The 25,045-nt window shown below is 72.7% G+C and carries 22 protein-coding genes and 3 pseudogenes; 9 read left to right on the top strand and 16 right to left on the bottom strand.

The window, feature by feature from the left end:
• Position 1: 1 nt before the first annotated feature.
• Positions 2 to 346, top strand: coding sequence for a PLD nuclease N-terminal domain-containing protein (locus tag ACIP67_RS12540; protein ID WP_401691121.1), 345 nt, complete (start codon positions 2 to 4; stop codon positions 344 to 346).
• A 117-nt stretch (positions 347 to 463) separates the two neighbouring features.
• On the opposite strand, the gene ACIP67_RS12535 is transcribed toward ACIP67_RS12540, so the two are convergent.
• Entirely contained in the window at positions 464 to 1,249 is a 786-nt protein-coding gene (locus ACIP67_RS12535) for a CDP-alcohol phosphatidyltransferase family protein (RefSeq protein ID WP_401691120.1), read from the bottom strand.
• Between the two features lie 516 nt (positions 1,250 to 1,765).
• Here ACIP67_RS12535 and ACIP67_RS12530 point away from each other — a divergent pair.
• From ACIP67_RS12530 to ACIP67_RS12520, 3 genes are all read left to right on the top strand, one after another.
• The gene (locus ACIP67_RS12530; RefSeq protein ID WP_401691118.1) at positions 1,766 to 2,215 is read left to right on the top strand and encodes a nucleoside deaminase; all 450 of its coding nucleotides are present in this window, start codon (positions 1,766 to 1,768) and stop codon (positions 2,213 to 2,215) included.
• 136 nt (positions 2,216 to 2,351) lie between these two features.
• Positions 2,352 to 4,553 carry a hypothetical protein gene (locus tag ACIP67_RS12525; protein WP_401691117.1) on the top strand — a complete coding sequence of 734 codons (2,202 nt, stop codon included), beginning with the start codon at positions 2,352 to 2,354 and terminating at the stop codon, positions 4,551 to 4,553.
• On the top strand, positions 4,553 to 6,136 hold the full coding sequence (locus ACIP67_RS12520) for a hypothetical protein (RefSeq protein WP_401691115.1): 1,584 nt from the start codon (positions 4,553 to 4,555) through the stop codon (positions 6,134 to 6,136). The genes ACIP67_RS12525 and ACIP67_RS12520 overlap by 1 nt, the downstream gene beginning before the upstream one ends.
• Here the strand turns inward: ACIP67_RS12520 and ACIP67_RS12515 are convergent.
• The 10 genes from ACIP67_RS12515 to hemL all read right to left on the bottom strand — a co-directional run bounded on the left by ACIP67_RS12515 (position 6,133) and on the right by hemL (position 16,270).
• Positions 6,133 to 6,540: an SRPBCC family protein gene (locus ACIP67_RS12515; protein WP_401691113.1), complete on the bottom strand. Its 408-nt coding sequence runs from the start codon at positions 6,538 to 6,540 to the stop codon at positions 6,133 to 6,135. The two genes, ACIP67_RS12520 and ACIP67_RS12515, sit on opposite strands and share 4 nt — an antisense overlap.
• A gap of 39 nt (positions 6,541 to 6,579) precedes the next feature.
• Positions 6,580 to 7,545, bottom strand: coding sequence for a CU044_5270 family protein (locus tag ACIP67_RS12510; protein ID WP_401691572.1), 966 nt, complete (start codon positions 7,543 to 7,545; stop codon positions 6,580 to 6,582).
• A 5-nt stretch (positions 7,546 to 7,550) separates the two neighbouring features.
• Positions 7,551 to 8,165, bottom strand: a complete 615-nt coding sequence (locus tag ACIP67_RS12505) for an RNA polymerase sigma factor (protein WP_401691111.1) — start codon at positions 8,163 to 8,165, stop codon at positions 7,551 to 7,553.
• An 81-nt stretch (positions 8,166 to 8,246) separates the two neighbouring features.
• Positions 8,247 to 9,359 carry a c-type cytochrome biogenesis protein CcsB gene (gene ccsB / locus ACIP67_RS12500; protein WP_401691110.1) on the bottom strand — a complete coding sequence of 371 codons (1,113 nt, stop codon included), beginning with the start codon at positions 9,357 to 9,359 and terminating at the stop codon, positions 8,247 to 8,249.
• Positions 9,356 to 11,134 (bottom strand): cytochrome c biogenesis protein ResB, encoded by a 1,779-nt coding sequence (locus ACIP67_RS12495; RefSeq protein ID WP_401691109.1) that lies wholly within the window; start codon positions 11,132 to 11,134, stop codon positions 9,356 to 9,358. Before ACIP67_RS12495 ends, ccsB begins: the two co-directional genes overlap by 4 nt.
• A gap of 3 nt (positions 11,135 to 11,137) precedes the next feature.
• Positions 11,138 to 11,908 (bottom strand): cytochrome c biogenesis CcdA family protein, encoded by a 771-nt coding sequence (locus ACIP67_RS12490; protein WP_401691107.1) that lies wholly within the window; start codon positions 11,906 to 11,908, stop codon positions 11,138 to 11,140.
• Positions 11,909 to 11,920: 12 nt separating this feature from the next.
• Entirely contained in the window at positions 11,921 to 12,550 is a 630-nt protein-coding gene (locus ACIP67_RS12485) for a TlpA family protein disulfide reductase (RefSeq protein WP_401691106.1), read from the bottom strand.
• A 66-nt stretch (positions 12,551 to 12,616) separates the two neighbouring features.
• Positions 12,617 to 14,062 (bottom strand): hypothetical protein, encoded by a 1,446-nt coding sequence (locus ACIP67_RS12480; RefSeq protein ID WP_401691104.1) that lies wholly within the window; start codon positions 14,060 to 14,062, stop codon positions 12,617 to 12,619.
• A 172-nt stretch (positions 14,063 to 14,234) separates the two neighbouring features.
• Positions 14,235 to 14,954: a histidine phosphatase family protein gene (locus tag ACIP67_RS12475; RefSeq protein ID WP_401691103.1), complete on the bottom strand. Its 720-nt coding sequence runs from the start codon at positions 14,952 to 14,954 to the stop codon at positions 14,235 to 14,237.
• On the bottom strand, positions 14,951 to 16,270 hold the full coding sequence (gene hemL, locus ACIP67_RS12470) for a glutamate-1-semialdehyde 2,1-aminomutase (RefSeq protein WP_401691101.1): 1,320 nt from the start codon (positions 16,268 to 16,270) through the stop codon (positions 14,951 to 14,953). Before hemL ends, ACIP67_RS12475 begins: the two co-directional genes overlap by 4 nt.
• A gap of 316 nt (positions 16,271 to 16,586) precedes the next feature.
• On the opposite strand from hemL, the gene ACIP67_RS12465 reads away from it, so the two are divergent.
• The 3 genes and pseudogenes from ACIP67_RS12465 to ACIP67_RS12455 all read left to right on the top strand — a co-directional run bounded on the left by ACIP67_RS12465 (position 16,587) and on the right by ACIP67_RS12455 (position 18,804).
• A complete protein-coding gene (locus ACIP67_RS12465) occupies positions 16,587 to 17,222 on the top strand; it encodes a hypothetical protein (RefSeq protein ID WP_401691099.1) in 636 nt (211 codons plus the stop codon).
• 30 nt (positions 17,223 to 17,252) lie between these two features.
• A pseudogene (locus tag ACIP67_RS12460) lies at positions 17,253 to 18,209 on the top strand (transcriptional regulator); the annotation flags it as partial.
• A gap of 13 nt (positions 18,210 to 18,222) precedes the next feature.
• Positions 18,223 to 18,804 carry an HD family hydrolase gene (locus tag ACIP67_RS12455; RefSeq protein WP_401691097.1) on the top strand — a complete coding sequence of 194 codons (582 nt, stop codon included), beginning with the start codon at positions 18,223 to 18,225 and terminating at the stop codon, positions 18,802 to 18,804.
• A gap of 345 nt (positions 18,805 to 19,149) precedes the next feature.
• Here the strand turns inward: ACIP67_RS12455 and ACIP67_RS12450 are convergent, their stop codons facing one another.
• Positions 19,150 to 19,473 carry a helix-turn-helix transcriptional regulator gene (locus ACIP67_RS12450; RefSeq protein ID WP_351898905.1) on the bottom strand — a complete coding sequence of 108 codons (324 nt, stop codon included), beginning with the start codon at positions 19,471 to 19,473 and terminating at the stop codon, positions 19,150 to 19,152.
• A pseudogene (locus ACIP67_RS12445) lies at positions 19,473 to 19,835 on the bottom strand (type II toxin-antitoxin system RelE/ParE family toxin). The gene ACIP67_RS12450 and the pseudogene ACIP67_RS12445 overlap by 1 nt, the downstream one beginning before the upstream one ends.
• Before the next feature lie 373 nt (positions 19,836 to 20,208).
• Here ACIP67_RS12445 and ACIP67_RS12440 point away from each other — a divergent pair.
• The gene (locus ACIP67_RS12440) at positions 20,209 to 20,730 is read left to right on the top strand and encodes a toxin-antitoxin system HicB family antitoxin (RefSeq protein ID WP_401691095.1); all 522 of its coding nucleotides are present in this window, start codon (positions 20,209 to 20,211) and stop codon (positions 20,728 to 20,730) included.
• Positions 20,731 to 20,806: 76 nt separating this feature from the next.
• Positions 20,807 to 21,741 (top strand): annotated as a pseudogene (locus ACIP67_RS12435) (GlxA family transcriptional regulator).
• 90 nt (positions 21,742 to 21,831) lie between these two features.
• Here the strand turns inward: ACIP67_RS12435 and ACIP67_RS12430 are convergent.
• The 3 genes from ACIP67_RS12430 to ACIP67_RS12420 form a co-directional block, all read right to left on the bottom strand.
• Positions 21,832 to 22,488 carry a sigma-70 family RNA polymerase sigma factor gene (locus ACIP67_RS12430; protein ID WP_401691093.1) on the bottom strand — a complete coding sequence of 219 codons (657 nt, stop codon included), beginning with the start codon at positions 22,486 to 22,488 and terminating at the stop codon, positions 21,832 to 21,834.
• Positions 22,489 to 22,723: 235 nt separating this feature from the next.
• On the bottom strand, positions 22,724 to 23,440 hold the full coding sequence (locus ACIP67_RS12425) for a hypothetical protein (protein ID WP_401691091.1): 717 nt from the start codon (positions 23,438 to 23,440) through the stop codon (positions 22,724 to 22,726).
• A 206-nt stretch (positions 23,441 to 23,646) separates the two neighbouring features.
• Positions 23,647 to 24,912 (bottom strand): ArgE/DapE family deacylase, encoded by a 1,266-nt coding sequence (locus ACIP67_RS12420; protein WP_401691090.1) that lies wholly within the window; start codon positions 24,910 to 24,912, stop codon positions 23,647 to 23,649.
• Between the last annotated feature and the right edge of the window lie 133 nt (positions 24,913 to 25,045).

The following is a 25,045-nucleotide window of genomic DNA, read 5'->3' as shown; positions in this document are numbered from 1 at the left end:
CATGCTCCGGGTACTGATGTTCCTCGTACCGCTGGCGCTGAGCGTGTACGCGTTCATCGACTGCATCAGCACCAAGGACGACGAGATCCGCCACATGCCGAAGCCGCTGTGGGCGATCCTCGTGCTGCTGTTCCCCCTGGCCGGCTCGATCTCCTGGCTGATCGCGGGCAAGCGGCGCAGCCCGGCCGCCGAGGGCTGGTCCGGGATGTGCGGCGGCGGGACGAACCGGCAGTGGGTCGCGCCCGACGACAACCCCGACTTCCTGAAGTCCCTCGACGAGGACCGGCGCGAGGACCGGCGCGAGGACCGGCGGGGGGACGACGGCCCCCAGCGGGACGAGCCCTGACGGACGGCCCGGGAACGGGCCGGGGCGGGAACGGGCCGGGGCGGCGGGCCGGGGCCGCGTCGGGGCGCGGGTCCCCCTCGGGGCGGCGGTCGGACGAAGGCTTGATCCGCCGCCCGCTCAGCGCAGCCGCGACGACGACAGGATCGACAGCAGGTGGGCCGGGACCATCGCCCAGGTGATGGCGGCGATGACGGCCAGCGCCCAGCGGGTCGGCTCGACGCCTCCGGTCGCCGCGTCGGCGAACGCGACGACGAGGAGGACCAGGGAGGCCTCGATGCCGTTGGTCACCCGGTGGATCTTGAAGGCTGCGGCGAGGCGGCGGACCGAGGCGACGCCCTGCGAGCGGGGCGCGGCGGCCTCGTCATCGGCCACGGCCAGCCCCCGCCGGGCCCGGGCCACGTCCACCAGGTCGGTGGAGGCCTTCAGCAGGACGACACCGAGCGCGGTGACGAGCCCCAGCGACACCCAGCCGTTGAAACCGTGCCAGTCCCCGATGCCGGACTCCGCCGCCCGGAAGCCGAAGCCGGTCATCAGCGCCGCGTCCGCGAGGTAGGCGCCCAGACGGTCGACGTAGATGCCGGTCGCGCTGTTCTGCCCCTTCCAGCGGGCGACCTCGCCGTCGACGCAGTCGAAGAGAAGGAAGAGCTGCATGAGGAGGGCGGCCAGGACGGCGCCGGTGAGGCCGGGGACGAGCAGCGCGGCGCCGGACAGGACGCCGCACACCACCATCGTCCAGGTGAGCTGGTCCGGCGTGACCGGGGTGCGCACGAGGTGCCGGGTGAACCGCAGGGAGATCCGCCGCATGTACAGCCGGCCCGCCCAGTGCTCGCCGTTGCGGCTCGCCAGCTTGGCCTGCGGCTGGCAGACCTCCCGCAGCTCCTCCAGAACCGGAGCAGCAACCATGACCGTTCCTCCCGCACACCCGGACGCAACTGCCGCCTCCTCGGCGGCGATCGGCACAGGGTACTTGACCCCCCGGACCCCACCGACGGCGCTGTGCGCGGGCCCGACCCGCCCGTCCCCTACGGCCCCCGCCGGCCCCGCCCGTCCCGTACGGACTCCCACCGGCCCCGCCCGTCCCGTACGGACTCCCACCGGCCCCGCCCGTCCCGTACGAGCCCCCGCCAGCCCCGCCCGTCCCCTACGGACTCCCACCAGCCACGCCCGTCCCCTACGGCCCCCGCCGGCCCCACCCGTCCCCCACGCCCCGCCGGGGCGGCACGTCCCCTACGGACTCCCACCAGCCCCGCCCGTCCCCAACGGGCCATCGGGCCACGGCCCCCGCCGGCCTCACCCGTCCCCCACGGCCCCCGCCGGCCCCACCCGTCCCCCACGCCCCGCCGGGGCGGCACGTTGCCTCGGGGGCGCGGCCACCGCAGAGTGAGGTGACGCAGGCCCACCGCGCGGAGGAGGAACCCCATGGACGAGGCGACGGCACGCGCCTGGCTCGCCACCGCCGTCGAGGAGGCCCGCGCCGGCCTCGCCGAGGGCGGCATCCCGGTCGGCGCCGCGCTCCTCGGACCCGACGGGGCCCTGCTGGGCCGCGGCCGCAACCGGCGTGTGCAGGACGGCGACCCGTCGACGCACGCGGAGACGGCGGCGTTCCGCGCGGCCGGCCGGCAGCGGACGTACCGCGGGACGACGATGGTGACCACCCTCTCCCCGTGCTGGTACTGCTCCGGTCTGGTCCGCCAGTTCGGCATCTCCCGCGTGGTCGTCGGCGAGGCGACCACCTTCCACGGCGGCCACGACTGGCTCGCCGAGCACGGCGTGGAGATCGTGCTGCTGGACGACGCCGAGTGCGTGGCGATGATGCGCGACTTCGTCCGGCGGAACCCTGCCCTGTGGCACGAGGACATCGGGGTCTGAGCCGTAGGGCCCCTCAGGTGACCGGGAGCGGGTCTCCATACGGCACTTTCGTGACCCAACGGACATCACACGCTCTGGCACACACCAACTCCCCCTCTTTACCCTGACGTTGAGGACCGGCCACGGGGGAGGTGCGGTGCACAGACGGTTGTACGGGCGGGGTGCGCTGTTCGACGTCGAGCCGGCCGGTCTCGTGCCGCGGCTCGTCGGGCTGCGCCCCTACGAGCATCACGCGGTCAAGGTCGAACACCCCGACACGCTCCCGGTGCTGGTCCTGTCGGGCGGCCGGGGCCTGGGCAAGAGCGCGGTGCTCGGCGAGGTGTGGGAGGCCTACACCGAGCGGACCCGGGGCGGTGAGGCCCGCCGGCGCACCCCGGTCGCGCTGATCGACTGCGAGGACGAGCAGTTCGCCCGGCCGCCGCACGAGGAGAGCCCGGAGTCCTGGTCGCCCGTGTGGCAGGCGCTGCTGGTGCTCGCCGAGCAGCTGACGGAGCCGGTGAAGGCGGCCGGGCAGCTCACCTTCCCGCGGCTGACGGCCGGTCTGGTGGCGGTGCGGGCCAGCGACTGGAGCGGGCGGGCGGACTCCGAGCGGATCCGGCGGGAGCTGGTGCGGATCCTGCTGCTGAACGAACGGGCCTCGCGGTTCGGCATGGCCGGGCGGTGGGCGGCCCGGGTGGCCGCGCGGGTCATCGGGGCGGCGAGCGGCCAGGGCCCGTTCGTGGCGGCGGCGATCGAGGCCACGCTGGAGGCGCTGTCGGAGGGGTTCACCTCCCACAAGGAGCAGAAGCCGTCCCAGTGGTACCGCACCTACCCGAACGCGGGCGGCAACGCCAAGCGCGGCCTGCTGCTGCTCGCGGGCAACTTCCGGGCCGGCGACACCTCGCGCGGGCACGCCGAGCGCTGGCTGGTGCGGGCGCTGCTCGCCGACCTGGCGGAGGCCTACTCGGGGCTCGGTTCGCACCTGCGGCGGCTGGGCCGGCCGGTCGTCCTGCTCGACAACGCGCGCGGCGGACCCGGTCCCGGGCTGCTGGACGCGGTGCTGCGGGACCGGTCCGAGGGCATCGCCGACCAGGTGGTGTGCGTGGCGACCGTGCGCGGGGACGGGCATCCGGCGCTGGCGGACGCCGTACGGCGCGGGCTGCCGGAGGTGGCGCGGGCCACCGCGTGGGAGCCGGGGAGCTCGCCGTCCTCGCGGGCGCTGCTGGTGGCGCTCCCGCCGCTGTCCCCCGACGACACCCTGCACATGGTCGGCGCGGTCTGCGACGACATCGAGGTACCGCCCCGGCTGCCGCACGCCACGCACCGGCTGACCGGCGGTAACCCGCTCGGCATCGTCCTGCTGGCCACCGCCGCCCGCCAGAACCCCGGGCGGGCGGCCTCCCTGGGGCGGCTGCTCACCGCGGACGTCCGGCCGGAGGAGGGCGGCACCGGGGGCGGCCCGGCCTACGGCGAGCTGCTGCGCCGTCTCGTCCCGGCCGACCGGCTCGACGAGCTGACCGTGCTGGCCGCCGCCCACGACCACGACTCCGCGGTCGCGCTGGCCGCCGCCCACCTGCCGGACGACTTCGGCTCCTCGGGCGTACGGTCGCTGCGGGTGCGGCTCGCCGAGGAGGGACTGCCGCCCGCGCCGGGCCACTTCGTGGGCGACCCGTTCGTGCGGACCCTGCTGCTGCTCCGGCTGTACCACCGCGACGCCGGCCACAGCGGCTGGCGCGCGGTGCACGAGACGCTGATCCGGCACTACGCGGAGCCCGACGGCGAGCCCGACGGCGAGCCCGACGGCGCGGGCGGCGGCGGTCCAGCCGCCGACCCGGCCCGCGCCCGCTACCGGCTCTCCCACGAACTCGCCCTCGGCGAGACCGCGAACGCGGTGGCCCATCTGCGGGAGACGTTTCCCGCGCTCGACACCCGCGCCTGGCTGGACACGCTGTGCTTCCTGGCGTCGGCGCCCTGCTTCCACGCCCACGACGACGAGGACGAGGGCGACGACGAACACGAGGACCGGGACCCGGCCGGCCGCCACGACCGGCGCGCGGCGATCGCGCTGGGCCGCACGGACGCCTCGCACCGGCCGCCGGAGGGCGTGGACGCCCTGCTGCACCTGCGGGTACGGCGGCTGCTGCACGCCGTGTGGCAGGTCACCGACCCGCTGGTGCTGCCCGATCCGAGGGTGTGCGGGCGGCTGGAGTTCGAACTGCTGCAACTGTCCGACCTGCGGCCCGCCGGGGGTGCGCTGCTGTTCGCGGCGTCCCGGGCCTGGTCCCGGGACGCGCGGGCCGGCCGCCCTCTGAGCACACCGGCCGACGACGGATCCGACGACGGCGACGGGGAGGCGTGATGGCGAGCACCGGCGGCGGTGACGGTGGCGCGAGGGTGCGGAGCCCGTTCGTACGGTGGCTGCGGGAGGTCTGGGAGATCCGCCTCTACCGTTACGTCGCCCTGCTGGTGACGGCGGCCCTGGTGGCCGGGGCGGTCGTCGCGGTGCGGGCGGTGACACGGGTCGACCGCTCGTGCGCGCCCGGGGTGGCACGGCCCGAGGGCGGCGACGAGTGCGTGGGCGTGACGTCGACGGCGTACGACTTCGGGCAGCCGCGGCTGCGGGAGGTGGTGCGGGCCATCGACCGGGAGAACGACCGGCTGGAGCAGGGGAGTTACGTGACGGTGGCGCTGATGCTGCCCTACACCGCCACCAACCCGTCCACCCTGAGCGACATCCTGCACGAGGTGCAGGGGGCCTATCTGGCGCAGTGGCAGGCCAACCACACCTCCAACGGCCAGGCCCCGGCGATCCGGCTGGTGCTCGCCAACCCCGGGGCGACCAGTGAGCACTGGGAGCCGCTGGTGGACCGGCTGGAGCGGATGGCGCGGGGCGCCGACCGGCTGCGGGCGGTCGCCGGGGTCGGCACGAGCACCGACCGGAACAAGCAGGCGGTGGCGGAGCTGACCCGGCGGGGCATCCCGGTGGTCGGCGCGTCGATCACCGCCGACGACCTCGCCAACGGGGCGGGCGGCACGGACCCCTTCCCGGGGCTGGCCCGGGTCTCCCCCACCAACACCGACGAGGCGCGCGCCCTGGCGTCGTTCGCGAAGGTGAGCGCGGGGCGGGCACTGCTGGTGTACGACAAGCCGGGCGACCCGTACACGCGGACGCTCCAGACGTCGTTCGCGTCACTGATCAAGGGGTCGCCGTACGAGCCGCAGCCGTTCACCCCGCCCGCCGACCGCAGTCAGGAGGGCACGACCGCGAACACGTTCCGGCAGATCACCCACCTGGTGTGCGACACCTCCCCGGGGACGGACACGATCCTGTTCGCCGGCCGCCACACCCAGCTGCGGCAGTTCATCAACGCGCTCGGCGCCCGCGGCTGCCAGGACCGCGCGTTCACCCTGCTGACCGGCGACGAGGGCTCGTACCTGACCGGCGACGAGAAGCTCGACCGCACCGCCCTCACCCACCGGCTCTCCGTGCGCTACACCGCCCTCGCCCACCCGGACGCCTGGGCCGAGGCGCCCGCCGGGACGCCCGGCGGCTCGGCCGCGGACGCGCGGACGCTGACCGACCTGCTGGCCCGCAGCACCCGCGCGCCGGTCGGCCCCATCGGGGACACGGCGCTGGACGACGGTCAGCTGATCATCGCCTACGACGCGCTACGGCTGGCCGTGCACGGCATCCGCGAGGCCACGCCCGAGGGCGGGACCGTCCCGCCGCTGGCGGACGTCGGACTCCAGTGGCCGCAGGTCAAGGGCTCGCTGCGGGTCGACGGCGCGAGCGGCTGGATCTGCCTGGACGTGCACGGCAACCCGTACGACAAGGCGGTGCCGATCGTCGAGCTGCACGCCGACGGCGGCTCCCGCTTCGTCCGGATCGCGTGGCCGGAGGGCAGGCCGCCGGCGAAGGAGTGCCTGCCGCCGTCGTCCTAGTCCGTACCGACCCCCACCTGGTCGATCAGGCGTTCGAATCGGGCCCGCCAGACGGGCTCGGTCTCCCCCTCGCCCTCGACCTCGCGGGTGAAGCGCAGAACCGATCCGCCCTCGTCGTCGTGCTCCAGGTGGAACCGGACCCGGCCGCCGCCCTCCACCGTGTACTCGGCGACCCGGTCCACGTCCCAGGCGGTGACCTGCCCGCCGCCCACGCCGCGCAGCGCGACCGTGCCGCCGAGCCGGGGTTCCAGGACGTCGACGGCGGTCCACCAGCCGCCCAGCCCCTCCGGGGTGGCGAGCGCCGGCCAGACCGCCTCCATGGGCCGCGGGAGCCGCACCCGGAAGTGCAGGATGTGCGTGTTCCCGTGGGTCTGGCTGGTGCCCTGCTCGATGGAACCGGTCATGACACCAGCCTGACCCCTGGCCGGGGGTCGCGCACGCGCTTACGGCCGCTCGCCGGCCTTGTCCACGACGGCACGGCGGACGACGGCGCTGTCGTAGGTGACCGTCCCCTTCTTCAGCCCGCCGGAGTCCTCGGTGGCCACGGAGCGCCGGCCGAGGAACTCATGTGTCTCGCTGTCGAAGAACCACTCGACGCGGGCGGGGATCTTGCGGCCCTGGCGCGCGATGGCCACAGCGTGCCGCCCCAGGACGTCCACGGCATCCTCGTCCACCGTCACACCGGGGATGCGGGCGACGGCCCGGTAGAGCGCCGCACTCTGCGCCGGGGGCAGGAGTGTGTCCTCGAGCACCGTGCCGGCCGCCAGCAACATGGCCTGCTCGGGCTCCTCGACCGGGTACCACGTCGAGCCGACGGCGGCGGTCATGAACCCCTGCTGGGACATCCGGCGCAGCCAGTCGTACATCGCGTCCGGGTCGGTGGGCAGGGTCTTCAGGTGGTTGTAGCTGGAGGACCAGTCGGCGAGGTGGTCGCCGGGCTGCGGCTCACCGGGCAACTCGCGCTCGCCCTCGACCGCGTCCCGGGTCAGCGACTTCCGCTTGCCGTCGACGGCGATCCAGGTCTCGTGCCGGTGCAGCGGCACCGTCGTGGTCGGCCCGCCCTTCCTGGCGCCCGTCCAGGCCACCTTGGTCTCGACGTACGTGTACTGGTCGTCGCGGACCTCGTCCCGGGCCTCCTCGTGCTCGGCCGCCAGCGCGAGGTCCTCCAGCAGCACCGCGGCGGTGGTGGCCGGGCGGCTGCCGGTGCGGCCGTCCGACGCCGGCACCACGGTGAAGGTCACGGCGGCGACGGCCGCCACGGCCGCCGCGACGAGCGAGGGCCGCCGCCACGGCCGCCGCCCGCGGTCGTCCGCCTCCGTCGCCGGTGTCTGCTCCGCCATCCTGATCTCGGTCATCAGATGCTCCTTGAGGAGTCGGTGACGGCCCGGCGGAAGGTCCTGTTCAGGCATTCGGTTCATCGGGTTCCCTCCCTCAGGGGCCCGACCGCGGTGCCGCGGTCCTCTCTCATCTGTCCGGGGCTCACGGGTGGTTCCATATGTTTCGCGAGTTTCGTCCTGGCCCGGGAGAGCCGCGACCGCACGGTCCCGACCGGCACCCCGAGCGCCTCCGCCGCCGCCGCGTAGTCCAGCCCCGCTCCCACGCACAGCGCCAGGACCTCCCGCTCGGCCCGCCTCAGCTTCGCCAACGCGGCCTGTACGAGGGCCAGCCGGGCCGTGTCGTCCATCCGGTCGGCCACCTCGTCGGCGAAGTCCCGTACCGTCTCCCCGCGCGGGAGCCGGGCGACGGCCGCCGCGTGCCGTCGGGCCGCGCGGCGGGTGTTGCGCGTGACGTTGGTGGCGATGCCCAGCAGCCAGGGGCGCGGCGAACCGCCGTCCTCGTCGAGCCTCCCGCGCAGCCGCCAGGCGTCCAGGAAGGTCAGCGACACGACCTCCTCGGCCACCGACCACTCCCCCGTGAGCCGGTAGGCGTGGTTGTAGACGGACCGCGCGTACGCGTCGAAGAGCTCGCCGAAGGCGTCGTGGTCCCCCGCGCGGATGCGTTTCCTCAGATTCCCCAGAGTCGTATCCACGCCCCTCTACCTGTCCGCACGACAAAGGCCGGTTCCGGTGACCTGGGTCACCGGAACCGGCCTCTGCCGTGTGGCGCGTTCTCAGACGCCGGCGTACGAGTGCTTGCCGGAGACGAAGATGTTGACGCCGTAGTAGTTGAACAGCCAGCAGGCGAAGGCGAGCAGGGCCAGGTAGGCGGCCTTGCGGCCCTTCCAGCCGGCCGTGGCGCGGGCGTGCAGGTAGCCGGCGTAGGCGACCCAGGTGATGAAGGACCAGGTCTCCTTGGGGTCCCAGCCCCAGTAGCGGCCCCAGGCGTCGCCCGCCCAGATCGCGCCCGCGATGATCGTGAACGTCCACAGCGGGAAGACGGCCGCGTTGACCCGGTAGGCGAACTTGTCGAGCGAGGCCGACGCGGGCAGGCGGTCCAGGACCGAGTTCGCGAACCGGCCGGGCGTGCCGCCGCTCGCCAGCTTGTTCTCGTAGGAGTCCTTGAACAGGTACAGGACCGTGGCGACCGCGCCCACGTAGAACACCGCGCCGCAGAAGATCGCGGTGGAGACGTGGATGTACAGCCAGTACGAGTGCAGGGCGGGCACCAGCTGGTCACTGGCGGTGTAGAGGACGGTGACGGCGAGACCGAGGTCGAGCAGGACCGTGGTGATCAGGAACAGGCCGAGCCAGCGCACGTTCTTCTTCAGCGCCAGCAGCGCGAGGTACACGCCGACGGCCACCGTCGAGAAGGTGATGTTGAACTCGTACATGTTGCCCCACGGCGCCCGCTGCACCGAGGCCGCGCGGGCGACGACCCCGCCCAGCTCGACCAGGAAGGCCAGCACCGTCAGGGAGATGGCGATCCGCCCGTAGAGGTCGCCCTGCTCGTCCCCGCCGTGCGCGCCCGGCCCGTCGGGCACGTCCCGCGCGCCGGCCGCGGCCCGTACGACGACCTTCGGCCGCTCCAGGACGGCGGTGCCGCCGTTCTTCTTCACGGTGACGGCCGGCGCCTTCGCCTGCGCGTCGGCGGTGAGCGCGGCGGCGGTGCGGCCGACCTTGCTGCGGCTGCCGAAGAGCCATTCGGCGATGTAGGCGAAGAAGGCCAGGGTGTACACGGCCATCGCGGAGTAGATCAGCGTGTTGCTGATGCTCGCGAGGTTCTCGTTGGTCGCGGCGGCCAGGTCGGTCGCGGCAGCCCAGTCGGTTGCGGCGGCGAGAGTCACTTCTCAGCCCCTTCGGCAGGTACGACGTGAGGGTCGGGGGTGGTGGCGTCGGTGTCGGGGGCGGCGTCGGTATCGGAGTCCCGGCCGGGTTCCGAGGCCGCCGGGGCCGGGTCGGGCGCGCCGGGGGCCCGGTCGTAGAGGAGGCCGGCGAGGTCACCGAGCTCCTCGGGCACCTTGGCGGACTCGCTGCGGCCGAGTCCGGCCATCTCGACGACCGTCACACCGTCGGCGCCCCGCACCGCGCGCACCCACACGCGGCGGCGCTGGATGAACAGGGAACCGGCCAGACCGAAGATCGCGGCGATCGCGCCGCCCAGCGCCCAGCCGCTGCCGGGCTGCTGCGTGACCTGGAAGTTCGCCCACTCCTTGGTGCCCTCGTAGGTGATCGAGCCGGCGCCGTCGGGCAGCGTCAGGGTCTTACCGGGCGTGAGGTTGCCCCGCAGCTGGAGGTCCTTGGAGTCCTTGAACTCCTTCATGTGCGTCTTGTCGAGCTGGTACACGCTCTGCGGAATGCCGGAGTTGACGCCGAGGTCGCCGTGGTACGGCTCCAGGTTCAGCACCGGGTTCAGCAGCGCGGGGAACGTGGAGGCCGTCTCGTTGCCCTCGGCGTAGCTCGGCAGGAAGAAGGCCTGGATGCCGAGCTGCTCGGAGACGCCCTTGGCGTTCTTGTAGCCGTCGAGGACCTTGATCACGCCGGAGGAGGTGACGTTGGAGTCGAGCGGCAGCAGCGGCACGGCGTCCTGGAAGACGACCTCGCCCTTGCCGTCCCGGACGGTGATGACCGGCGCGTAGCCGTGCGCGGTGAGGTAGACCTTGGAGTCGCCGATCTCCAGCGGGTGGTTGACCTCGACGACGGTCTTCTCGTCCTTGCCGTAGGCGCCCTCGGAGTAGGTGAGGGAGGCCTTGAAGGTGCGCGCGGTGCCCTTGTTGGGGCCGGAGGTCTCGTAGGTGCCGGTGAAGTCGTTCAGGGAGAAGCTGAACGGGGTCAGGTCGTCCGTCGAGAAGAGGCTGCCGGACTTGAAGTCGTCGTAGGAGATGAGGGTGTTGGAGAAGCCGTTGCCCTCGACGAGGAGCTTGTTGCCCTCGGACTTGAAGAGCTGGCCCCAGGCGAAGGCGGTCAGCATCACGATGAGCGCGATGTGGAAGGCGAGGTTGCCGACCTCGCGCAGATAGCCCTTCTCGGCGGCGACCGCGTCACCGGCGAGGTGCGCGCGGAAGCGGCGCTTCTTCAGCAGGGCCAGCGCGGCCTCGCGCACCTGCTCCGGCTCCGCCTCCGTGCGCCACGTCGTGTACGCGGGCAGCCGGGTCAGCCGCCGGGGCGCGCCCGGCGGACGGCCGCGCAGCTGGCCCACGAACTGCCAGGTGCGGGGCACGATGCAGCCGATGAGGGAGACGAACAGCAGGATGTAGATCGCGGAGAACCACACCGAGCCGTAGACGTGGAAGAGGCCGAGCTTGTCGTAGATCGGCGCGAGGGTGGGGTGGGCGTCCTGGAACTCGGCCACCTTGGTGGCGTCGTTGCCGGTCTGCGGGATCAGCGAGCCGGGGATCGCGCCGAGCGCCAGCAGCAACAGGAGCAGCAGGGCGACCCGCATCGAGGTCAGCTGCCGCCAGAACCAGCGGGCCCAGCCGACGACGCCCAGGGAGGGCAGGGTGGGCGGTCCCTCCTCGGGTGCGGTGGACAACTGGGAGCCGGCCGCGCCGAGGTCCTGGTCGTCGGAGGCGGCGGCCGGTGTGTCGCCGGTCGGCGCACCGGTCGTAGTGGTCTTGCTCATGGATCAGATCCCCACAGTGAAGCCGGTGGACCAGGACTGCATGTCCTGCACGAGGCTGTCCCACGCGCCGGTCAGCAGCAGCAGACCGGTCACGATCATCATCGTGCCGCCGATCCGCATCACCCAGACATAGTGGCGCTTGACCCAGCCGAAGGCGCCGAGCGCCTTGCGGAAGGCGACCGCGGCGAGCACGAACGGCACGCCGAGGCCGAGACAGTAGGCGACGGTCAGCAGCGCCCCGCGGCCCGCGCTCGACTGCTGCGAGGACAGGGCGAGCACGGAGGCGAGCGTCGGGCCGATGCACGGCGTCCAGCCGATGCCGAACAGCGCGCCGAGCACGGGGGCGCCGACCAGCCCGGTCACCGGCCGGCGGTGGAAGCGGAACTCCCGCTGGGTCATCCAGGGCATCAGCCCCATGAAGAACACGCCCAGGAGGATCATCAGGACGCCCAGCACCTTGGAGAGGACGCCCTGCTGCTCCTGGAGCGTCTGGCCGAAGTAGCCGAACAGGGCCCCGCCGGAGACGAACACGACGGTGAAGCCGGCCACGAACAGCGAGGCGCCGGCGACCATCCGGCCGCGCCGGGCCTCCTCCAGATCGGTGCCGGTGACACCGGTGACGTAGGAGAGGTAGCCGGGCACCAGCGGCAGGACGCACGGGGAGAAGAAGGAGACGAGGCCGCCGAGCAGCGCGAGGGGCAGGGCGACCAGCAGGGCGCCGTTGAGCACCGTGCCGTTGTAGCCGTCGGCGGCGAGTGTGGTGACTGCGGTCACGTCACTTCTCCGTCACTTCTCCGCGAGGACCGGTTTGATCATGGAGCGCAGTTTCTCCTCGCTGAGCGCGGCGAGGGAGCGCGCCGCGATCTTCCCCTGCCGGTCCAGGACGAGCGTGGAGGGGATCGCCTGCGGGTTGAGGGTGCCCTTCTCGAAGCGGAGCATCAGCTTGCTGCTCGGGTCGTACAGGCTCGGGTAGGTGACGCCGTACTGCTTCTCGAAGGCGAGGGCGCTCTTGACCTGCGGGTCGGCGACGTTGATGCCGACGAACTGCACGCCCTGGTCCGCGAGGTCGGCGGAGACCTTCTGGAAGTTGGCCGCCTCGGCACGGCAGGGGGCGCACCAGGAGCCCCAGACGTTCAGGACGACGACCTTGCCCTTGTAGGAGGAGACCGCGAGCTGCTTGCCGTCTATGGTCTCGCCGGACAGGTCGGGGGCCGTGTCGCGCTCGCCCTTCGCGACGGTGGAGATGCCGTCCTCGCCCATGACGAAGTTGGTGTCACCGCCTCCGCCGGAGACGCCTCCGGAGGTGCAGGCGGAGACGAGCAGCGCCGCGACGACGCCACCTGTGGTCGTCAGGGCGGCGCGACGCGAGCGGATCCTGGCGGTCGAGCGCAGGGGGGCGCGGCTGGCGGCACTCATGTGAAAAGTTTCGCATGCCCGTTCTGGGGATCTTGCCCACCCCCCCTCGGCGGAGAAACGCGCATTTCAGGCGGCGGTGCCCGCGTCGGTGCGGGCGGCGGTGGCGGGGGCGGTGCCCGTCGCGGCAATGGCGGGGGCGGTGCCCGTCGCGGCAATGGCGGGGGCGGTGCCCGTCGCGGCGGTGGCGGGGGCGGTGCCCGTCGCGGCGGTGTCCGTGGTGCCGGTGCCCGGGGCCGCCTCCGCCAGGAACGCCTTCCAGCCGCCGGCCGGCCGCTGCCCGACGTCGAGCGTCCGCAGCCGGTCGAGCACCTCGGGCCGCTGCACGTCGAGCCAGTCCACGAACTGCCGGAAGGACACCAGTCGCACGTCCGCGCCCTTCTCCTTCTCCCGCGCCATGTGCGTGAAGGCCTCCTCGACGGCGTCCATGTAGATGCCGCCGTTCCACTGCTCGAAGTGGTTGCCGACGAACAAGGGCGCGCGGTTCGTCTCGTACGCCCGCCGGAACCCCTGGATGTACGACTGGGCGGCCTGCTCCCGCCAGCCCGGGTAGTTGTGGCGGGGCGCGTTGGTGGAGTTGACCGACTGGTTGGCCAGCATGTTGTAGTCCATGGAGAGGACCTCGAACCCGCGTCCGGGGAAAGGTATCTGCTGCAACGGCAGGTCCCACAGGCCCTGCTTCTTGTCCGGCCAGACCTGGCGGCCTCCGGAGGAGGAGGCGTCGTACCGCCAGCCGAGGTCGCGAGCGGTGGGGAGCAGGTTGTCCTGGCCGAGGAGGCAGGGCGTGCGGCCGCCGACGAGTTCCTTGTCGTAGTCGAAGGGGAGCGCGGGGAGGTCGGTCCACCCGGTGTTGGTGCGCCACTCCTTCACGAAGGACCTGGCCTGGTCGATCTCGCTGCGCCACTGCTGCGGGGTCCAGTTGCCGACGGAACCGCTCCCGGCGCAGAAGTGCCCGTTGAAGTGGGTGCCGATCTCGTGCCCCGCCAGCCAGGCGCGGCGGAGGTTGGTGAGGGTGTCCCTGATGTGCGCGTCGGTGAGGTAGCCGATGTCGGAGGCGCCGCGCGTGTTGTTGGGCGGGTCGTAGAGCCGCTTCTTCGACTCGGGCAGGAGGTAGAGCCCGGAGAGGAAGAAGGTCATGGACGCGCCGTGCTGCTCGGCGAGGTCCAGGAAGCGCGGAAAGAGGCCGTTGCCGACCTCGCCGGCCCCGTCCCAGGAGAAGACGACGAACTGCGGCGGCTCCTGGCCGGGCTCCAGCGGCTCCGGCGCGGCCGGCTGGTGGGGCTGCTTGCCGGTGAACGAGGTGGAGCCGTCACCGAGGGGGCGGACGGTGACCGGGGGCGTGCTCGCGGAGCCGTCCGCGGCCGAGCCGGAACGATTCTCCCCGGAACCGGAACCGGAACCCGGGCCGGTGCTCGAAGCGTCCGAGGGGGCGAGGTCGGCGCACCCGGCGAGTCCGGCGGCGGCCGCGGCCGCCGCCCCGAGTCCGAGTGCTCCCCTGCGGGTGAGAGTGCGCATGACATCCCCGTCCGTCGCGTGCTCTGGTGGTCACCCAGTCAGAGCACGGGACGAACGGGAGGGTTCCGCCGATACGTGCGGATTCCGTAACAGGCGTTCGAAAGACGCCTGTGCGGAGCGGCGGGCCCTCGGCCGCCGAGCGGCGGGCCGACGACACTCGTGATCGATACGCCTACGCCCCGAAGGCCTTGCCCTTCCCCTTCCCCTTCACCGGCTTGGCGCCGGCGCGGAGGTGGGCCGGCACGAGGTCCAGGGCGGGCTCGCTGTACCCGACGGAGACGATCGTGTCGCCCCGGTAGGTGAACGTCGTCAGGGAGGCGAGCGTGCACTGCCGCCTGCGCGGGTCGTGCCACAGCCGCCGCCGCTCGACGTAGGACCGCACGGTCCAGATCGGCAGCTGGTGGCTGACGAGCACCGCCTCGTGCCCCCGCGCCCGGTCCTTGGCCGCGTCCAGCGCGCCCATCATCCGCACCACCTGGTCGACGTACGGCTCGCCCCAGGACGGCTTGAACGGGTTGTAGACGTGCCGCCAGTTCTCGGGCCGGCGCAGGGCACCGTCGCCGACGCCGAAGGTCTTGCCCTGGAAGACGTTGTCGGCCTCGATGAGCCGCTCGTCGGTGGCGAGGTCCAGGCCGTGCGCCTTGGCGATGGGGGTCGCCGTCTCCTGCGCCCGCTCCAGCGGGGAGGCGCAGACGTGGGTGACGTCCCGGGAGGCGAGGTGCTCGGCGACCCGGTCGGCCATCTGCCGGCCGAGCTCGGAGAGGTGGTAGCCGGCGAGACGGCCGTAGAGGATGCCGTCCGGGTTGGCCACCTCACCGTGGCGCATGAGATGGACGACGGTGATGTCGCTGCCGTTGCTGCTGTTGCTGTTGTCGCTGCTGCTGACGCTCATGCCGCCGTGGCCTCCGCCGCCGCTCGGGCCGCCGCCGGGAGGGCGTCGGCGATCCGCTGGACGGCCCGCTCGTCGTGGGCCGTGCACACGAACCACGACTCGAAGGACGACGGCGGCAGGTAAACGCCGTTCGCCAGCAGCGAGTGGAAGAACGCCGTGAAGCGGAAGGAGTCCTGCGCCTTGGCGTCCTCGTAGGTGCGCACCGCGCGGTCCGTGAAGAAGACGGAGAACATGTTGGAGGCGCTCTGCACGGTGTGCGCGACGCCCTCCTTGGACAGCGCCTCCGACACCAGCCCCCTGATCTGCTCCGAGACGGCGTCGAGCGTGGCGTAGGAGGCGTCGTCGAGGAGCCGGAGCTGGGCGAGCCCGGCGGCGGTCGCGATCGGGTTCCCGGAGAGGGTGCCGGCCTGGTAGACGGGCCCGGCGGGCGCGAGGTGCGCCATGACGTCGGCCCGTCCGCCGAAGGCCGCGGCCGGGAACCCGCCTCCCATCACCTTCCCGAAGGTCATCAGGTCCGGCTTGACCCCGTCGACGCCGTACCAGCCGGCGCGGCTCGTACGGAAGCCGGTCATGACCTCGTCGGAGATGTAGAGGGCGCCGTTGTTGGCGCAGGCGTCCTTGAGCCCCTGGTTGAACCCGGGCAGCGGCGGCACGACGCCCATGTTGCCCGGGGAGGCCTCGGTGATCACGCACGCGATCTCGCCGGGGTGCCGGTGGAAGGCCTCCTGCACGGCCTCCAGGTCGTTGTACGGCAGCACGATGGTGTCGCCGGCCTGGGCACCGGTGACACCAGGGGTGTCGGGCAGCGCGAAGGTGGCCACGCCGGAGCCCGCCGCGGCGAGCAGGGAGTCCACGTGACCGTGGTAGCAGCCGGCGAACTTGATCACCTTGGTGCGCCGGGTGAACCCGCGGGCGAGCCGGATGGCCGACATGGTGGCCTCGGTCCCGCTGGACACCAGCCGCACCTGGTCGACCGGCTCGACCCGCGCGACGATCTCCTCGGCGAGCGCGACCTCGCCCTCACCGGGCGTACCGAAGGAGGTGCCGCGGACGACGGCCTCCTGTACGGCGGCGAGGACCTCGGGGTGCGAGTGCCCGAGGATCATGGGTCCCCAGGAACAGACGAGATCGACGTACTCCCGCCCGTCGGCGTCGGTCAGGTACGGACCGCTGCCGGACACCATGAACCGGGGCGTACCGCCCACGGCACGGAAGGCGCGCACCGGCGAGTTCACACCACCTGGCGTGACGGCGGCCGCACGGTCGAACAGGGCCTGCGAGACGGGCGCATCGTATGAATAAGGCATTTCGCTCATGACCTGCGGCTACTCCGACCTTCTCCGACTTCTGGGACTGCGGTTGCCAGTGACATCCTCAGGGTAGGCCAGGGCGGTCCGGCGGCAGCGGGGCCGCCACCGGCAGCCCGGCTTGCCCGTCCGTCCCGTCCGCCGTCTGCGAAACTGTGGGCACTGGACGCGGCCCGCACCGACGATGTGCCGGAGGGCTGCGAAGATCCTGCGGACAGGTGTTTCACCGCACGTTTCGGCGGGCGGCCGTGGGGGAGGTCACTGACACGATGATCGGGTTGCGCGGCGGGCGTCACGCGTCCTAGAAAAGCAGTCGGGTGGAGATATGCATCGCGGTGGCGGGCTGGGCGAGGGGACTGATGACCTGGGCCCTCGACGTGCCCGGCGGGGAAGGCACCGGCGCGACGCGGAGGCAGCCGCTGACAGTACCGAAGCACGTCAGGCACAGGGCGTACCGAGTGAGCCCCAGCCGACCGACCGCCGGACGGACGGCCTGCGGGCGGGGATCAGGAATGGTGGTCGGGTGGGGGTGACGTACAAGTACTTCGGCGCGCCGGACGGCGCGACCGCGGCCCGTGTCCCGATCTCGATGCGCCCCGAGGAACTCGGCGGCGACGAGCTCGGCATGAACGGCATGTTCACCAAGATCAAGCCCGAGACGATGGCGGCGATGGTCCTGACGGGCATCGAGGGTGTCCCGCTGCACCGGGTCCCCCCGCTGGAACTGGTCGTCCTGCACCCCGACTACGCCGTGGTCAAACTCCCCATGACGGTGGTGGACCCCCTCCGTGACATCGGCGAGGAGGCGGTCGGCGCGGCGGCCTTCATCTGGTCGACGGTCCCGGACCGGGGCGGACCGCGGGACGCGTTCAACGTGTACCAACTGCTGCACGAGTGGCAGGACTTCAGCCATCGGCTGCATGAGGCGGGGCATCAGGCTTACTGCTTGGTGTGGCCCTGAGCCGGGGGTTCGTGGGGGGCGGGCGGCGGGGTCGCGGGCTGGGAATCCGGCCGCCGCCCGCTGACCGCCGTGCCGGTCGGGCAGATGCTCGTGCACCGTCATCGGCTGATGCAGATGGGCACCGCCCCCGCGCTCCTGCAAGCACTCGACCGCGCCCTGGAGGCGGACGTACTCCTCGCCGACGCCCTCGACGACGAGGCCGACGTCGCGGCAAGCCCGCTCGGGGCCTGGGTGATGCAGCGTGACCTCGTCGAGGTCCTCGCCTGGCCCCTCAACCACGTGCCACCCCAGCCGGTCCGCGACCTAGCCGCCCCGCCCCGCAAGCGCCGAGGACCCGCGCCGGCCGGGCCGGAGCTGTCGGCCTCCGACCGGGCACGCTTCTTCACACGAATGCGACGCACCGCGGAACAGGCCCGTGGCGAGGAGCAGTTCCTGCTCCGCCGCCAGGCCCTCTATCTCTCCGGGTACGACGGCCAAGCCGACACCTCCGAGTGGCTCGCTCACCAGCAGGGCACGGAACGCTCCGGCGACTGGCTCACGGGCTGGCTCAACTCTCGGTCCCTTGCCGCGGTCTCGGCCCGGCGAGGGGACCGGGATCACATGGGTCACTTCATCGACGCCGCCCTCATCGACGATGACGCCGGCGAGGCCGCGAATCTGAACTACTGGGCGTACTGGGTCGGCGAGACCGCCCACTTGGAGTTGAGCGACGACTTCATTGCCGCTCGCACCCCTGGGCCGTGGCCGGGCGACAAGCTCCTCGCCCATCTCGCGCACGGTCTCGCGCCGCATCACGGCTACGTCGACCTCAACATCCACTCCGTGTGGTCCCTGCTCCAGGTACGGCCCCACCTGCTGCGATCCGGAGCAGCAGGACGCGCCCTGCGCGACCGGCTGCCTGTGATGTTGGATAGCCGGGAGCTTCCGGTGCGCGGGCGTCGGGAGTTGGAGAGCATCCGGTACGCGATCCGCCTCGCCGAGGCGTGAGAGGAGTCCGACGGTGGCTGAAGACCTGTCCGCGGTAGCGCGTTTCCTGTACGAGGCGGGCACGCTGAAGCAGACCAAGCGCACCGGCTGGTGGATGGCCGGGGTAGGCGACCCGGAGTCGGTGGCGGAGCACTCCTGGCGCACGGCTCTGCTTGCGACGATCATCGCGAAACTCGAAGGCGCCGACCCTGCGCGGGCCGCTTACCTCGCGGTGTGGCACGACTCCCAGGAGACGCGGACCGGGGACGTTAATCACCTTGGCAAAAAGTACGCTACCGAGGCGGACCCACAGGCGGTCACCGCCGACCAGGTCGCCGGTATGCCCGAGATCCTGGCCTCAGCCGTGAGGGAACTCGTCGCCGAATACGAGGCCAAGGAATCCGCCGAGGCGATCTGTGCCCGGGACGCCGACAAACTGGAATGCATGATCCAGGGCATCGAGTACAAGGCCCAGGGCTACGAGAACGCGCAGCGCTGGATCGACAACAGCCGCGGTCGGCTCACCACGAAGTCGGCCAATGAACTCGCCGACGCGGTGCTGGCGACCGGGTCTCTGGACTGGCTGCGCACAGCCTTGGGAGAGAAACAGAACTGACGTCGCCCACCCTCGGCTGCTGCAACTACATCGGACCTTGAGTAGCCACACTTCAGCGCTGGCCGTGGCTTGCGCCTCTTGAGGGCACATCCAGAGCGCATAAGCCCAGGAAACGGCGTCAACCGTTGAGAACCACCGAGAGCAGTATCCCCAGGTCAGCGCACAATCCGGCGTTCAGCCCCCTGCCCCTCCCCATCGCTGCACGTGTGGCAGACCTTCAGCCACCGCTGCATGAGGCGGGGCACCAGCCGTACGACCTGGTGTGGCCCTGAGCCGGGGGTTCGTGGGGGTCGGGCGGGGTTCTCGGGACCCCGCCCTCGTCTTGTGTGCCGGGCGCGGGCCGGTTCAGGCGGCGTGCGGGGTGAAGGTGACGTGGGAGTCGCCCTCGTCGATGGCCAGGTTCAGGGTGCCGTCCAGGGCCTTGGCCAGGCGTCGCAGCAACGGGAGAGTGGGCACGGTGTCGCCGCCCTCCATCCGGGACACCTGAGGCTGCGTCATCCCGGCTCGCTCGGCGAGCTCGGCCTGGGACAAGCCGAGCTCGATCCGACGGTCGTAGACCGCCTGCCCGAGATCGCCGGCCAGCCGCGCGTCGACGTACTCCTGGTCGTACTCCACCGCCTCGCCCGCAAGCTGCCGCGCCCGGCGCGTCCTCCACGTGCTGTGATTCATCAACTCTCCCTGCGTCGATCGTAGGTGTGCTCGGCCCGGTCGTGCTCGGCCTCGCAGACCTTCTAGGCCTGCTGCGCACGCTCGACTTCTGCCGCCTCACGCATCCTCGTCTTACGAAACACCGTGAGCAGAACGATCCTCTGCCCGGGGGCGAGCCAGTACGGGATGCGCACCGCCTCGCCGTCCAGCTCGAAGCGCAATTCACGCAGCTTGCCGCCCAGGTGACGCGAGTACGGCTCACCAAGCGTCGTCGGCTCGCCCAAGAGGCGGTCCGTCTTGTCCTCCACACGCCGGTAGAGGCGGAGCGGAAGCAGGTCCAGCCAATCCCGCACCTCGGGCTCGATCTCCCACCACTCCGTCATGCAATCAACGGTATATACCTCCGATTACATAGAGCAAGTTGCCTCGAACCTCCACGGCCTGCGCCTTCCCTTTGTTCGCTCCGCACGCGCCCGCGCGACCTATGCGACACCGTGCCGGTAGCCGCCGGAGCAGATCCGCAGCCACCACCGCGGCGATCGGCCCGGTGTCCCGGTAAATCTCCCGGGGATCCAGCACACAGAACTCGTTGCCCTCGGGATCGGCGAGGACATCAAGAGCCTCGTTCACCTGAACAGGTCGCAGCGCCGTGCCGGCGATCCCACGCGCCCGCTCCGCCCCGCAGGGTGGACTGCCCACTCGCCCGATCAAGTGCCGGGTCCCACCGTGCACCCACCCGGGTGCCACCATGGCGTCATGGACCTCACGCCGTACGTCGACACACTCCGCCGGGAACTCGCGGTGGCCGCGGAAGCCGGAGGGGAGGACGCCCGCGCGCTGGCCGAGCGACTGACCGCGCCGCTGGAGTCGGCGGCCCGGCTGACCCTGCTGAACGTGCTGTCCGCCGCCATGGACGAGATCACCCGTGAACTCGCCCCCGGCTCCGTCGACGTACGGCTGCGAGGGCTCGACCCCGAGTTCGTCGTGACACCGCCGCCGGGTGACGCCGGTTTCGAGGGGCCGGCCGACCGGCCCGAGCCGCTGAAGGCACCGGCTCCGGCGCCCACCGACGAGGACAGCACCACCGCGCGGGTCAACCTGCGGCTCCCGGCCCCGCTCAAGGCGCGCGCCGAGGAGGCGGCCGCACGCGAGGGCCTGTCGGTCAACGCGTGGCTGGTGCGCGCGGTGAACTCGGCCGTCGAGAGCGGCGGCATACGGTCCCGCTCCGTCACCTCGAACCGAAATGGCGGGCAGCAGTACACCGGGTGGGTGCGCTAGCCCGTACGGGCGGGCGTGCTCACCGGGTGATGAGCGGCCCGCCGGCGGCACGCCAGTCGACGAGACCGCTCCCGCCATGCACACCGTCGCCGTACTCGCGCTGGACCGGGTGATCCCGTTCGACCTGTCCACGCCGCTCGAGGTGTTCGCCCGCACCCGGCTGCCGGACGGGCGGCCCGGCTACCGGGTCCGCGTGTGCGCGGAACACCCGGAGGTGGACGCGGGAGCCTTCATCCTGCGCGCGCCCTGGGGGAGGGGCTGGAGGACGCGGACACGGTCATCGTGCCCGGCACGGCCGAGCCCGCGGCGCCGCTCTCCCCGGCCGTCCGGGACGCGCTGCGGGCGGCCGCCGGGAAGGGCACGCGGATCGCCTCCATCTGCTCGGGCACCTTCCCGCTGGCCGCCACTGGACTCCTCGACGGCCTGCGGGCCACCACCCACTGGATCGCGGCCGGCCTCCTGGCCGCCGCCCACCCGGACGTCGAGGTCGACCCGACGGTCCTGTACGTGGACAACGGGCAGATCCTCACCTCTGCGGGTGCCGCCGCGGGACTGGACCTGTGCCTGCACATGATCCGCCGGGACTACGGCTCGGCCGTCGCCGCCGACGCCGCCCGCCTGTCCGTCATGCCGCTCGAACGGGAGGGCGGACAGGCGCAGTTCATCGTCCACGACCACCCGCCCCGGCCCCAGGGGTCGGTACTCGAACCGCTGCTCGCCTGGTTGCAGGAGAACCTGGGCCACGACCTCAGCCTGGAGGACATCGCCGCCCGTGCCGGGACCAGCACGCGCACCCTGATCCGGCGCTTCCGCGAACAGACCGGCACCACGCCGCTCCAGTGGCTCCACCGCGCCCGCGTCCGCCAGGCCCAGCACCTGCTGGAGACCACCGACCACTCCGTGGAACGCATCGCCGGCCAGGTCGGCTTCGGCTCCCCCACCGCCTTCCGTGAACGCTTCAAACGCACCACGGGGGTCAGCCCGCACGCCTACCGCCGCACCTTCAGCTGACCGTGACGTCGGCTGAAGGTGCGCTGCCGGCGGCCGTCCACGGCGGGTACCGACACCCCCTCACCCTCGTATGCACCCTCGTACCGGGGCTCAGGCCGCCAGAGCGGCGGGCCGTGCCTCCTCCCCCACCGCCTCCAGGACGGGGGCGGTGGCTCCGGCGTCGAGCAGCTCCATCAGGGTCGCGCGGGCCCGGGCGACCCGGGAGCGGACCGTGCCGACGGGGCAGTCGCTGAGCGCAGCCGCGTCCGCGTACGGCAGGCCGGCCATCTGCGTGAGGACGAACGCCTCCCGTCGCTCGTCCGGCAGCGACGCCAGCAGATCCAGCAGGGCGATGCCGTCGTCGAAGCCGGGCAGGTCCCGCGGCTGCGCCTTCTCGACGGCCAGTTGCCAGTCCGGCACGTCGGACAGGCGGGGCCGGGCGGCGGCGCACCGGAGGCTGTCGATCACCGTGCGGCGGGCGATGGTCAGCAGCCAGGCGCGCGCCGAGGAGCGGCCCTCGAAGCGGTGCAGGCTGCCGAGCGCCCGCAGGAACGTGTCCTGCGCGAGGTCGTCGACGGCCTGCGGATCGCCGCACAGATGGGCGACGTAGCGCTGGACGTCACGGTGCACGGCACGCACGAACCGCTCGACGGCGTCCGTGTCACCTCCTCGCGCGGCGAGCGCCCATGCCGTGATCGAGTCGTCGAGCGACGACGGTGTGCCGGTCGTGCCGCGAGCGGTACGACCGGCGGTACGAGAGGCGGGCACAGCAGTTCTCCTGGTCACCAGGTGTCCTTCTCGGGATGCGAGATCCGGTCCGGGCCCACGCGGGCGCGGGCGGTCGGTCCGGTGAAGGGGGGAGGTCGGTCGGCCCTGCGGCGCGGAGTCACCGAGTCGCGTCACGGAGTCGCGGCGCCGCGACAACGCGGCACGCGGCGGCGTCCGGGTGGGCGTACGACCGAGCCCGAGGCACGCACGGGCGGCCTCGGGACACCAGCTGTCCTCAGACGACAGCCGTCCCCGCAGGGGGACCCCGAGAGGTGATGGCGTGGACGAGCGGAAGGAGGCCCGGCGCCCGCTCCGATCGGGGGCGACGCGGCCGCGGGCGGGGGCGGACCTGGACGGCGGGCGGAGCGAGCGGCACCCGCAGCGGCGCGGCCAGCCATCCGGCGACGGCCCGCAGGATGCGGAACGCGGCCTTCTCGCCGTGGGCCAGCCACAGGCCGCACAACAGCGCGGCGAGCACGTGGGCGGCGAGCATGCCGAACGACGACGAGCCGCCCGGGAAGCCACCCGTCCCGGCGTGGCCCAGGTCCATGTGGCCCAGGTCCATGTGGCCCGTGTCGTGCATCGCGTGCCCCATCGACATGAGGCCCATGTCCATGGAGCCCATGTCCATGGACATGTGACCCATGGAGTCCATGGACTCCATGCGGTCGGCGGCCGATCCGGTCGTTCTCGTACCCGCCCGCTGCGCGAGGGAGAACGCCCAGTGCAGTGCCGTCTGGGCGGCGACCACGACCGTCACGATCAGCGGCAGCCCGCGCTCCCGGCCCGCCAGGCACCAGCCCGCCGCACCGGTCACGGCCGCGCCTGCGGCCAGCGCCCCCGCGGGGACGGAACCGCCGGACATCATGACGTGGCCCAGGGCGGCGAGCAGCACGCAGACGGCCGCGAACACCGCCGCCCGAACCGTGCGGGAACACCACCCTGCCGTCATGAAGCCTCATCGTCGCACCCGGACTTCGCTCGTCAAGGGTGGGTACGGGAATCACCCCGGGTCGGCACTCACCTCATGGCATGTGATCCAGAACACCACCGGCCCGCCCACCAGGGCCCCGGGTCCACCGGTCCCGCACCGGCCCTCACCGGTCCGCACCGGCCCTCACCGGCCCTCACCGGTCCGCACCGGTCCGCACCGGTCCCTCACTTGGTCCCGACCGTCCGCAGCACCGTCAGCGCCACCGCACGCGCCGCGTCCACCACCTCCCGTACGGACACGTGCTCCCGCGCACTGTGCGCGACCGCGATGTCGCCCGGCCCGAACTGGAGGGCAGGGATCCCGGCGGCGGCGTACAGCCGCAGGTCGCTGCCGTACGTCGCCCCGCGCTCCCGCGGGCGCGGGGCACCGGTCGCGTCGGCGTACGCCCCCGCCACGGTGTCGCGCAGCGGATGCCCCGCAGGGAGCCGCCCGCTCGCGAACTGCCCGCCCGGCCAGGTCACCGTCGCCGGGTGCTCGCGCAGCCAGGGGTCGGCCGCGCACGCCTCGGCCACGCACCGCTCCAGGGCCGCCCGCGCCTCGGCCGGGTCCTCCCCCAGACTCACCCCCAGCCGCCCCTCCGCGAGGAGCAGGTCCGGCACGCTGCTCGCCCAGTCCCCGGAGCGCAGGGTGCCCACGGAGAGGGAGTAGGGGATCGGGTATTCGGCGAGGAGCGGGTCGGGGGCCCGGTTGCGTACGGCTTCGAGCCGGGCCAGCGCGCGGTGCAGCGGCAGGTAGGCGTCGATCGCGCTGACCCCGGCCTCGCGCGAGCTGGCGTGCGCGGCCCTGCCGGGGACGGCGATCCGGAAGGTGAGCGCTCCGGCGTTGGCGGTGATCACCGTGCCGGCCGTCGGCTCGGCGATGAGGCACGCGTCGCCGGTGTGACCGCGGTGCAGCGTGCCGAAGGTGCCGAGCCCGCCGTCCTCCTCCCCGACGACGAAGTGCACCGCGACCCGCCCGCGCAGCCGCACGCCGGCCGCCCGGACCGCCGCCAGCGCGGCCAGGTGCGCGGCGAGGCCGGCCTTCATGTCGCAGGCACCGCGCCCGTGCACCACGTCCCCGCTCACCCGGGGCGCGAACGGGTCGCCCTCCCAGGCCGCGAGGTCCCCGGGCGGTACGACGTCCACGTGCCCCTGGAGGATCAGGGTCGGCCCGTCGCCCCCGTCGGGCGTGTGTGCCACGAGCCCCCAGGCCTCCTCCCGGGGCGCCTCCGTCCCCGGGAATCCGGGGTGCGCGTACAGGGTGGGCAGGTCCATGCCCCACAGGTCGACGTCGAGCCCGAGCCGCTCCAGCCGTCCGGCGAGGTGGTGCTGGATCTCGGACTCGGCGGCGCTGCCGGTGACGCTGGGTATCGCGATCAGCTCCAGCAGGGTCCGCGCGGCGGCCGCCCCGTCGATCGCCGCCAGCACGGCGGCTTCCTGGTCGTTCAGCATGCGTCGACTCCCTCCCTGCCCTGCGGACCGTCCGGCCCGCGGGCGCCCGGTGAACCGCTCGGCCGCCAGGTCCCACCCGGCGGACGGCACGGCCCTCCTCGTCCGGCGGCTCTCCTCGTCCGGCGGCCCTCCG

It is taken from the genome of Streptomyces sp. NPDC088812, assembly GCF_044750285.1.
Lineage (GTDB): Bacteria > Actinomycetota > Actinomycetes > Streptomycetales > Streptomycetaceae > Streptomyces.
The sequence above is the reverse complement of the archived record's forward strand: the minus strand, read 5'-3'. Positions and strand labels throughout refer to the sequence as shown.

Excerpts from the sequence above, each read along its gene's own strand:
- ACIP67_RS12540 (WP_401691121.1), top strand. The coding sequence starts at position 2 with ATGCTCCGGGTACTGATGTTCCTCGTACCGCTGGCGCTGAGCGTGTAC.
- hemL (WP_401691101.1), bottom strand. The coding sequence starts at position 16,270 with ATGAGCGAAATGCCTTATTCATACGATGCGCCCGTCTCGCAGGCCCTG.
- ACIP67_RS12475 (WP_401691103.1), bottom strand. The coding sequence starts at position 14,954 with ATGAGCGTCAGCAGCAGCGACAACAGCAACAGCAGCAACGGCAGCGAC.
- ACIP67_RS12515 (WP_401691113.1), bottom strand. The coding sequence starts at position 6,540 with ATGACCGGTTCCATCGAGCAGGGCACCAGCCAGACCCACGGGAACACG.
- ACIP67_RS12465 (WP_401691099.1), top strand. The coding sequence starts at position 16,587 with ATGCATCGCGGTGGCGGGCTGGGCGAGGGGACTGATGACCTGGGCCCT.
- ACIP67_RS12480 (WP_401691104.1), bottom strand. The coding sequence starts at position 14,062 with ATGCGCACTCTCACCCGCAGGGGAGCACTCGGACTCGGGGCGGCGGCC.
- ACIP67_RS12425 (WP_401691091.1), bottom strand. The coding sequence starts at position 23,440 with ATGACGGCAGGGTGGTGTTCCCGCACGGTTCGGGCGGCGGTGTTCGCG.
- ACIP67_RS12510 (WP_401691572.1), bottom strand. The coding sequence starts at position 7,545 with ATGCCTGAACAGGACCTTCCGCCGGGCCGTCACCGACTCCTCAAGGAG.
- ACIP67_RS12530 (WP_401691118.1), top strand. The coding sequence starts at position 1,766 with ATGGACGAGGCGACGGCACGCGCCTGGCTCGCCACCGCCGTCGAGGAG.
- ACIP67_RS12440 (WP_401691095.1), top strand. The coding sequence starts at position 20,209 with ATGGACCTCACGCCGTACGTCGACACACTCCGCCGGGAACTCGCGGTG.
- ACIP67_RS12495 (WP_401691109.1), bottom strand. The coding sequence starts at position 11,134 with ATGAGCAAGACCACTACGACCGGTGCGCCGACCGGCGACACACCGGCC.
- ACIP67_RS12535 (WP_401691120.1), bottom strand. The coding sequence starts at position 1,249 with ATGGTTGCTGCTCCGGTTCTGGAGGAGCTGCGGGAGGTCTGCCAGCCG.
- ACIP67_RS12420 (WP_401691090.1), bottom strand. The coding sequence starts at position 24,912 with ATGCTGAACGACCAGGAAGCCGCCGTGCTGGCGGCGATCGACGGGGCG.
- ACIP67_RS12450 (WP_351898905.1), bottom strand. The coding sequence starts at position 19,473 with ATGAATCACAGCACGTGGAGGACGCGCCGGGCGCGGCAGCTTGCGGGC.
- ACIP67_RS12520 (WP_401691115.1), top strand. The coding sequence starts at position 4,553 with ATGGCGAGCACCGGCGGCGGTGACGGTGGCGCGAGGGTGCGGAGCCCG.
- ACIP67_RS12485 (WP_401691106.1), bottom strand. The coding sequence starts at position 12,550 with ATGAGTGCCGCCAGCCGCGCCCCCCTGCGCTCGACCGCCAGGATCCGC.